Here is an 8,150-nt window from a genome sequence, read left to right as displayed (position 1 = left end):
ACATGGGTTCGAATCCCATCCTCTCCGCCATATCCTAAGAATACATATCGCGCAAGGCTTTGCGACGATTATGACTGAAACGCACTTAACCGTTGAACGGCGGTCGAGTGCGTTTTTTTGTGTTCGTGACCGTTAGAGGAAAATCTAACGGGAGGTACTCAATATGAGTTCAACTAATGGAAAAGCACCGAATAAGCGCGGACAAAGAAAGAATCATTTGGACATTCCTCAGCGGTTATTAGACCGCCTTACTCCTTCGGTCTTAGAAACGCCCCGCTCCACACTTCAAGAAGCCGAGAAACCTCGCCCTGAGACGTTGACACTGGATAAGCTATTTAACCGCTACTACGCTGCACGGCAAGCCGCAGGAGCGGCAGAGCGCACCTTAGAGGACTATAGAAAGCACATGAACTGGTTTCGCCGTTTCTTGGCATCAGAGTACAACGGTCTTGATAACTTTGTACCTAATCGCGATGTAATTCGTTCTTGGATTTCTCATATGTTGACGGTTCAGAAGTTAAAGCCCTCCACGATTAACATCAGATTGCGAACAGTCAAAGCAATGTTCAATTGGGCAATGAGTGAGGGAGTCATTAAAGAGTCCCCATTTGAAAATGTAGAGTTGTTAAAAGTGCCGGAAGAAGATTTTCAGGTGATTTCAAAGGCACAGGAACGTAAGTTGTTCGATTGCTGCGAGCTAACCACCTTTACTGGACTTCGCGATGCGCTGTTAATGTCATTCCTTCTAGATACAGGAGTGCGTATTGGTGAGTGCATGAGGATATTTGCTGAGGAAATTGATTTACGGAATCGTTCCGCATCTGTTCGCGCGGAATCGGCTAAAACTAGGAAAGCGAGGACGGTTTACTTTGGGGCGAGAACACAAGAATTGTTGGTTATTTATCTTTCTTGGCATGAGATCAATGGACAAGCTCTAAATTTGTTCCTTAATGAGTTTGGTCAGCCGTTAGATAAGAATTGGGCAACGAGATGCATTAGTTTCATTGGTAAGAAAGCTAAAATCTCAGGCGTTCGTATTAGCCCCCACACTTTTCGGCATACATTTGCGACCCGTTATATAAAGGCAACAGGCGACCCATTTTCTTTACGTCGATTGCTTGGACATTCGTCTATGGAAATGGTCAACCGTTATGTTAATCAGGATGCAGACGATGTTCGTGAGCAATACGAGAAGTTCATGAATAGGAGAAATGAGCAATGGTAACAGCGTGGAAGAAATGGTTGTATATGGATGTCGGGGATGTCGCTCAAAGGCCATTGGAGATCGCTATGGCCCATTCTAAGCTTGCTCTGGAACACTCCAAGCCAGTACCTATGCTAACTCGCCGCGAAGCCATACGGAACGAAATAACGCTGTTGAGTGTGAAGAGGGATGCCTTGCTTAACATAACATCAGGGCAAGACAGGGGCATTTGAAAACCATCAGAAATCTTTGAGGGGAAAAGTGTTCTATAAGAGAAGGTTAGTTTGATTTTTTTATATACAATACGGTACAATGAAGCTTCAATTCATGCTAAGTTAAAGAGGTGTGTTGTTTATGCTCAAGTCAGAAGACATATCAATAATGGACCTTGTATCTCGGCCAAGAATAAACACTCAACCTAATGATGAAATCTTTCAACTGGTTGAAAAATGCAAAAGGTTGACAGATGTTTACCCTGGGGAACGTAAGTTTACTTTAGGGAGGTATTTAGAAGAGTTTTTTATATCACATGACGAATACGTAGATGTTTTAGACAAGTTTATTATCCAACAGCCCTTCAACTACCTCCGGCCATAAAAAAGCCGCGCACTTTGCGCGGCTCAAAATCATTTTAACTTAACCTCGGAGCGTTGATAACTTGATAATACGAACTTCTTCGTTTTATACGTATAATTGAAATAGATTACTAGAATTATATAAATTGGAGTGTAAAATATGGACAATAAGTAACCTCTATAATTAAGTTCAAGCCTCAATCGGCCTCTCATATATATAAGAATTTATATTAAGAATTTATACCATTTTTTAGCATTATCAACCCTTACTTGTTTCGTCTTCCATGTGTCTGCTGATCTTTCGAATGATCCATGGAACACCAACGCCAAATCACCTACGTTTTTGTCAGAGTGAATATACTCATCAGAAGTCATTTTATATGGGGAATTGTATCCTGTAGTTGGTATCCATTCGCGTTTATCAGGTTTTATTTCTTTTATTTCAATTAGCAAATACTCCAATTGTTTGTCCATGAGTTTTTTAGGATCATTTAGGGCCATATAGTCAGCTTGTTCGGCACTAATATTACCCATCCACTTAAGGAATTTATTCCTAGCAGGTGTCCATTGGACTAAACCATATCCAGCTCCCGTTCTATGACGGACCTGCCAGGCACCGGGATTAAAGCCGCTTTCTTGTTCTATATTCCCAAGCAATCCCGCAATGGCATTTTTAGTCCAACCTTTAGCAGTCATATAATTATAAATATATAGAACGTTCGCTTTCAATTGAGCATCAGTCAAACCACCAATGCCTGCAGTGGGTTTAGCATATACCGTTTTATCACCGCTTGGTGATGTATCATTACCAGTTCCCCCTGCATTGGGTATAACCACCTGAGTTCCAACTTGAAGATTCGTTGGGTTTAGATTTGGATTTGCTTTTTGAATCGCATCATCACTGACACCCCATTTTTTTCCTATCGTCCAGAAAGTTTCACCTTCTTGAACCGTATGGACCATGCTTTTAGGAGTATCATTAACAGGTCCCCCTGCATATTTCTGTAACAAAGCCCATGTGTCCTTTCCGACTATTCCATCCACCTCAAGATTATTTGCTTTTTGAAAATTCCTTACAGCTTCATCTGTTTTCGAGCCAAAATCTGAATCAACTGTCCCTGGTGTGAATCCTGCCTTTTGAAGTAATGTTTGAATCCTGGCAACATCTTGGCCCTTTGAACCTCTTTTTATTATTGGTCGGGTGATTACAGCAGTAGTCATGTCAACACTCCTTTGGAAAAAGAATGTACATCAATTGTGCTTTTCACACCTAAATAATTTCTGAAAAAACGGTCAAAGTTATGTGATCTAATTATTTACATTTAGTATCGAGAATCCCACTGGCCCGGGCTACTCTTAGTCCAATAATACTGAAAGTGTAAATAACATGTTCCGTTCCTCTAATTATGTATAATCTTCGGTATACTTGAGCACATTAATTTTGACGCTGTTAGTATCAGAACGTACCCCCAAGCATATGAAAAGAGCTATCCCTGCCTTATGAGGCCACTGAAAAAGTCTCTCTAACACCTAACCCGGACGAGCCGGAACCAATAGGATTTTTGTAAACCCATGTCGAATTATTCAAGACAGTTTAACGACATGGGGGAAATACGATGTTGCTCACCGAACGATATAAAGACAAAATTGCTGGCGTACTTGCTTTACGACCGGATTTGATTCATGGCAATATTCCAGTTCTTTGCTTTGATGGTGGGATGACTTCGTATTTATTTCAGAACAACATCAAGATCTTCGACTACCCCGATTGGTGTCAACAGCAAACGAAAAATCCTCAAAATCTGCATTTGAAAATTCCCCAAAAGGGGTAAGGCCGGAGCCCTAAGGGGGCGACGGTCACCCAGGTTATTCCAACGTGACCTTTGGCTCTTCGGCGGAATCTGGCCGGAAAAAGCCGGCTTTTTTCTTCTCCTTGATCCGGTAGCTCTCTCCCTTGATGTTGACGGTGCTGGAGTGGTGGAGCAGTCGATCCAGAATAGCGGTCGCCAGCACGGAATCACCGAAGATCTCTCCCCAAGCCCCATAGGACTTGTTGGAGGTCAGGATGATGGAGCCGCTCTGTGTGGTTCTGCTGGTTCCAGTCCACAGCCCAATGCCTCTGATACAGCACGAAGTGGGATAAGTACCCTGCCTTTTTCGGTAATGTGGGCTGTCCGTCTGCACAGACTTCCCCATCCCTGAAACGCTTGGTATAACTTTGCCTTCGAAAATACCAACCTGCTCGGTAGCTCCTTCATGACATATTTTACCGCTGTGGGTCACGAAGAAGAGGCGGGATCCGTGCCGCTCTGCTTCGCTCGCCGTGGAGCGTTTCTTGATATGAGCCGTGATGTATAGTTTCGCAATAGATTCACCCTGTTCACAGGTAGACATTGAGATTAAAATGTAAATTGAGGTGATGCCGGTACTGGCGCTGTGGTCTCGATAGCGAGTCAAAGACACCTGTATCGTCTCTTCGTAGAAAGGAGAGTGCCTTCGCACATGGCTAAACAGATCACTGTAGAGAACTATTTTCAGCCGGATCCATTGATAACCTACATTGTAACGTTACGATGAATCAATAATGGACTTCCGAAAACCGGACGCTGCAGATTATATTGAAACCGCAAACGGCATTACTCTCCCCTCAACATCTCCTGCTGAAGTCCATCAACTGATGGAGACAGCCAAAGCTCTCTACGCTTACTTTTATAGCCTCATTGAACCACGCACAGAAACCTTACTCGTCTTCGGTAAGGTTTCTTTTATCTATGACTTACCCTATGTTTCCAGAGAAGTTATATTCTCTTAGAGAGACTCAGAAAGCAAATTGTGGTTATGGAGAGAGTGTGTGTGGGCGTACATCCATGCTGGAACGGCTGAGGAAGCAGAGCGGTATAAATCTTGCAAAACATCACCCAAGTTTCAATCTTCATCTACAATCCGCTTCTTCAAATATTCTTCTTTCGTACCATCGCAAATTCCAAGATCAAGCTCCATGTGAAACAGAAAATCAGTAATAGCATTAAACTGTTCATCTGACAGTGTATTCTCCCTGGTTTGATACAAATTAAGTAATGTGACCAAACAAAAATCCTTCGGTATAAATACTCCCGCTTCGCTTTTTACAACTCCCAATTCAGCAAGTGTTTTGTCTGAGATCATTATTTATCCTCCGCAGTTTCTTCATAAATCTCCATTAGTTGAGTAACATCATTGATTCCGAAATAATTTGCTATCTTTTCTATTATCGGAATGTTGATTTCCGTACGTGCATTTCGGCACATGTCTGAAAGGGTAGCTTGTCTGACTTCAATAATTTGGGCTAATTTGCTCTGTGTTATCTTGTGTTCTTTTAGTATCTCATCAAGTTTTAAACGAAGCTTTAGCATACATAAATCACTCCAATGTTTTATGTTGACATTATACGATCTAGCGTATAATATAATTCATATACGTTAGATCGTATAACAATCATATCATTATCAACATGGGAACTCTACTCTTTTGTGTTGATTATGATTCTTGTAGTATGTCTATTCAGTTAAGAAACCTGAGAAAGAATAACCAATTCATTTAATAGGAGGACGTAAATTGATAAAGATGATTTCCGCAGAAGATAAAATTAAGGTTCAATCAATAAGAGAAGTGTTATCAGAATTAGGATTCAAAGGTAGTATGTTGCGCGATCTAAGAGACATTATCGTAGATGAAGAAATATTGTACGCATTCTATAACTTCATTCTAAAAAACGAAGATGAGGTAGAGGAAGGAATAACCAGTCTGCTGCTTGTGTACAAATTTAAGAAGCATATGCAGGACAAGCAGTCATTTGCTGATTACCATGAATTTATTGAAGCTTACAACTCGATACATGAGGTATTCGAGAAAAAGAAAGTGCTGGAACGATTGTTTTGTTCGGAATCAAATGATCTTACGAAAATAATACATTGGCTTAACGCTGATAAGATTTCACATAAAAAGCTGTATCAATTGGCTGTTGAGTATCGAAGCCAATACTCAGTCAGAGAGTCGCTTTTTCTCATTGAGACATTACACATGTAGGTGTAGGACTCTTTGGAGTATTACAAATGGGTGAGTCTATTCATTCAAACTATCGTATGTGCTTAAAACATCCTTGGCAAGCCTAAGAATCATTTGTACCTCAGCAGTCTTTCTTCCAGCTAATAATGAATTAAGTGCTTCGATTAAAAGCTTTTTATCAGCCCTTTCTTCGATAGCTTCTATTCCTTCAATTCGAAATACCTCAACAGGATTCACTTCCAAAGCGGTAATAACTTTTTCCAGTGTTTCCATCGATATATTACGACCACCGCGTTCGATATCTGATATGTATGTAGAATGAATTTCTGCTTTTTCGGCAAGAAACTCCTGAGTAAAGTTTCGTTCTTTTCTTATTGCTCTGATACGCTCGCCTACTAACTTTATAAAATCGGATGACATTAACATCACACTCCTTTCATACAAGCGTATGGAAGGAAATACGACACATACAGGGGTTCATATTAGAAGTATTGTTGAATAGTTCGTATATATCAGATATTATAGGTCGTAATGTTATGTTTACAAAATTCTACAGGGGGAACGCTATGAGGAAACAAGTTATTATTTGGATGATCGCAATTTTCGTAGTACTTACAGGTTGCGGTAGCAGTGAGTCTCAATTTTTCAATCAAGATGGACAGACTAGGAGCGATCAAAATGAATCATCAAATGTTTTAGATGACTATATGTTTAAATATGTGGAGACAACAGAGGAATGCACTAAAGTCATACAAACAGATTTAAGCGTTACCAAATTGTGGGGACATAAAGCGAAGAACTATGGAATTTGTTTATTGCTAGCTGATAAGCCAAAAGATGCGCTAGGCGTTTTTGAAGATGAAAAGAAGAGAATAGATGAACCTGATAAAGTTCTTGATTTTTTGTACGACAGCGCATATTACATTGCTGATAGTGAGAGTACTTTTGAAAGGTCTGTTGAGTTAGCAAAACAGCGTACTATAGCAGACGATGACGAAGGCTTCATTGCTATATTGAGTGCAGTAGAGCAAAAAGTCTCTGATAAGGCATTTGAGACAGAAGAAGCCGATCAGATACGAAAAAACATTGAGTATCACGCAAAATATTTTGCTCCTGAAATCGGAATGTCTGCCGAAAAAGTCTTGGAATCTACTTGGGGAAAGCCAGTCGATATCAACAAGACAACGACAAAGTATGGTGTTCATGAGCAATGGGTATATTACGGCGGTAGATATTTATATTTAGAAGATGGAGTTGTTACATCGATTCAAGAATAATGAAAAGAATCTAGTACATAGGAAATAGCACTATAGCCAAAGACAAATCATTATTAGTGTCTTTGGCTAAATTCCAGTGATAATCTATGTCATCGCTCAACAGACCGCTATTATTTTGATTGTTGTTTATGATGATTTCTTGTCTGTCGAACTGCGTTCAAATCTCCAAACACCGATATGTTTTATTCTTCCATTAAGTGCGTTAGAGATTTTCTTCATATAAATGCCTAGTTCTCTCGATGCTTCGGTCTGCGACTTGAACTGGTATTGCTCACCAGAATCCAAGTGAATAGCGATTACTGCTTTGTTAGTTTTCTTCATTAGCCCAAGTGTGATTGCGTGAGTGATGTTCTCTTTCCGAGTCGCCCATTGCAGGTTTGCTAGTTTATTATTCAATTTATCAGCGTCCAAATGATTTACTTGTTCTTTGTTTTCTGGATTCGGGATGAATGCAATTGCTACTAACCTATGAATAGCCTTCCTCTTTTTCTGACCTTTCTTATACAGAGTGACCCTTTGATAACCATCTCTTTGAATTTGTGGTTTTAGCATCTTTTCTTTGCGTGTAGCACTATTGCTAAGACGCTTGACTCGTCCAAGATTGGAAACCTCATATAAACCCTCATAGCCTACTACTGGTAGCCATTCTTCACCTTGTAAATCTTCATTTTGCTTCAACTTGTTAATTGTCATAATAACCCATCTCCTGCTTGTCGAATTGATGAGAGAACGACAAATAACCCTTGCCATGATTGGCAAAGGGTTATTTATAGTCACTCTTAGAAAAGGGGGTATGCACCACTTTTCTCTCTCTCACTTCTATAAGAGTCGAAAACACCAATGGGTTCATATAATTTGGCAAACAGGGCTATTTTATGCGATGTGTGTGATTTTCGGCCTGTTCGCCATAGCTATATAGATAGAAACGCGCGTTATCGGATAGCTTACTCTCCGAAAGTTATAATTATTTTTCGGCGATACGAAGCAATAATCACAGCATATGGGATAATGCAGTTTGAAACCTTTGAAACCTTTGAAACCTTTGAAACC

At 40.2% G+C, this 8,150-nt stretch carries 10 protein-coding genes and 1 pseudogene; 5 read left to right on the top strand and 6 right to left on the bottom strand.

Annotated elements, in window-relative coordinates; translation table 11 throughout:
• Positions 1–163: 163 nt before the first annotated feature.
• Complete coding sequence (locus L692_RS30490; RefSeq protein WP_025697676.1) at positions 164–1,225, top strand: tyrosine-type recombinase/integrase; 1,062 nt, start codon at positions 164–166, stop codon at positions 1,223–1,225.
• Between the two features lie 779 nt (positions 1,226–2,004).
• Here the strand turns inward: L692_RS30490 and L692_RS0104770 are convergent.
• Positions 2,005–3,000 (bottom strand): phage tail tip lysozyme, encoded by a 996-nt coding sequence (locus L692_RS0104770; RefSeq protein ID WP_025697670.1) that lies wholly within the window; start codon positions 2,998–3,000, stop codon positions 2,005–2,007.
• A 395-nt stretch (positions 3,001–3,395) separates the two neighbouring features.
• Here L692_RS0104770 and L692_RS0104765 point away from each other — a divergent pair, with 395 nt between their 5' ends.
• Complete coding sequence (locus L692_RS0104765) at positions 3,396–3,611, top strand: hypothetical protein (RefSeq protein WP_025697669.1); 216 nt, start codon at positions 3,396–3,398, stop codon at positions 3,609–3,611.
• Positions 3,612–3,645: 34 nt separating this feature from the next.
• On the opposite strand, the pseudogene L692_RS27750 reads toward L692_RS0104765, so the two are convergent.
• From L692_RS27750 to L692_RS0104750, 3 genes and pseudogenes are all read right to left on the bottom strand, one after another.
• Positions 3,646–3,855, bottom strand: a pseudogene (locus L692_RS27750) (ATP-binding protein); the annotation flags it as partial.
• Between the two features lie 849 nt (positions 3,856–4,704).
• Entirely contained in the window at positions 4,705–4,944 is a 240-nt protein-coding gene (locus L692_RS0104755) for a hypothetical protein (protein WP_025697664.1), read from the bottom strand.
• Positions 4,944–5,171, bottom strand: coding sequence for a helix-turn-helix domain-containing protein (locus L692_RS0104750; RefSeq protein WP_025697662.1), 228 nt, complete (start codon positions 5,169–5,171; stop codon positions 4,944–4,946). Before L692_RS0104750 ends, L692_RS0104755 begins: the two co-directional genes overlap by 1 nt.
• A 202-nt stretch (positions 5,172–5,373) precedes the next feature.
• Between L692_RS0104750 and L692_RS0104745 the strand changes: the two genes are divergently transcribed.
• Positions 5,374–5,844: a hypothetical protein gene (locus L692_RS0104745; RefSeq protein WP_025697661.1), complete on the top strand. Its 471-nt coding sequence runs from the start codon at positions 5,374–5,376 to the stop codon at positions 5,842–5,844.
• A gap of 36 nt (positions 5,845–5,880) precedes the next feature.
• Here L692_RS0104745 and L692_RS0104740 read toward each other — a convergent pair whose 3' ends face one another.
• Entirely contained in the window at positions 5,881–6,243 is a 363-nt protein-coding gene (locus L692_RS0104740; RefSeq protein ID WP_025697659.1) for a helix-turn-helix domain-containing protein, read from the bottom strand.
• A gap of 146 nt (positions 6,244–6,389) precedes the next feature.
• Between L692_RS0104740 and L692_RS0104735 the strand changes: the two genes are divergently transcribed.
• Positions 6,390–7,100 (top strand): hypothetical protein, encoded by a 711-nt coding sequence (locus L692_RS0104735; RefSeq protein WP_025697657.1) that lies wholly within the window; start codon positions 6,390–6,392, stop codon positions 7,098–7,100.
• 126 nt (positions 7,101–7,226) lie between these two features.
• Here L692_RS0104735 and L692_RS0104730 read toward each other — a convergent pair whose 3' ends face one another.
• Positions 7,227–7,793, bottom strand: a complete 567-nt coding sequence (locus L692_RS0104730) for an NUMOD4 domain-containing protein (protein WP_025697656.1) — start codon at positions 7,791–7,793, stop codon at positions 7,227–7,229.
• A gap of 147 nt (positions 7,794–7,940) precedes the next feature.
• Here L692_RS0104730 and L692_RS33400 point away from each other — a divergent pair.
• Positions 7,941–8,150 (top strand): hypothetical protein (locus L692_RS33400; RefSeq protein ID WP_232238727.1); only part of this gene is annotated, 210 nt, incomplete at its 3' end.

It is taken from the genome of Paenibacillus forsythiae T98 (genome assembly GCF_000520735.1).
In the GTDB taxonomy this organism is placed as follows: Bacteria; Bacillota; Bacilli; order Paenibacillales; family Paenibacillaceae; genus Paenibacillus_AQ; species Paenibacillus_AQ forsythiae.
This window is presented reverse-complemented; position numbering and strand designations above follow the sequence as displayed.

Coding starts and splice junctions, on each gene's coding strand:
- L692_RS30490 (WP_025697676.1), top strand. CDS start 164: ATGAGTTCAACTAATGGAAAAGCACCGAATAAGCGCGGACAAAGAAAG.
- L692_RS0104770 (WP_025697670.1), bottom strand. CDS start 3,000: ATGACTACTGCTGTAATCACCCGACCAATAATAAAAAGAGGTTCAAAG.
- L692_RS0104765 (WP_025697669.1), top strand. CDS start 3,396: ATGTTGCTCACCGAACGATATAAAGACAAAATTGCTGGCGTACTTGCT.
- L692_RS0104755 (WP_025697664.1), bottom strand. CDS start 4,944: ATGATCTCAGACAAAACACTTGCTGAATTGGGAGTTGTAAAAAGCGAA.
- L692_RS0104750 (WP_025697662.1), bottom strand. CDS start 5,171: ATGCTAAAGCTTCGTTTAAAACTTGATGAGATACTAAAAGAACACAAG.
- L692_RS0104740 (WP_025697659.1), bottom strand. CDS start 6,243: ATGTCATCCGATTTTATAAAGTTAGTAGGCGAGCGTATCAGAGCAATA.
- L692_RS0104735 (WP_025697657.1), top strand. CDS start 6,390: ATGAGGAAACAAGTTATTATTTGGATGATCGCAATTTTCGTAGTACTT.
- L692_RS0104730 (WP_025697656.1), bottom strand. CDS start 7,793: ATGACAATTAACAAGTTGAAGCAAAATGAAGATTTACAAGGTGAAGAA.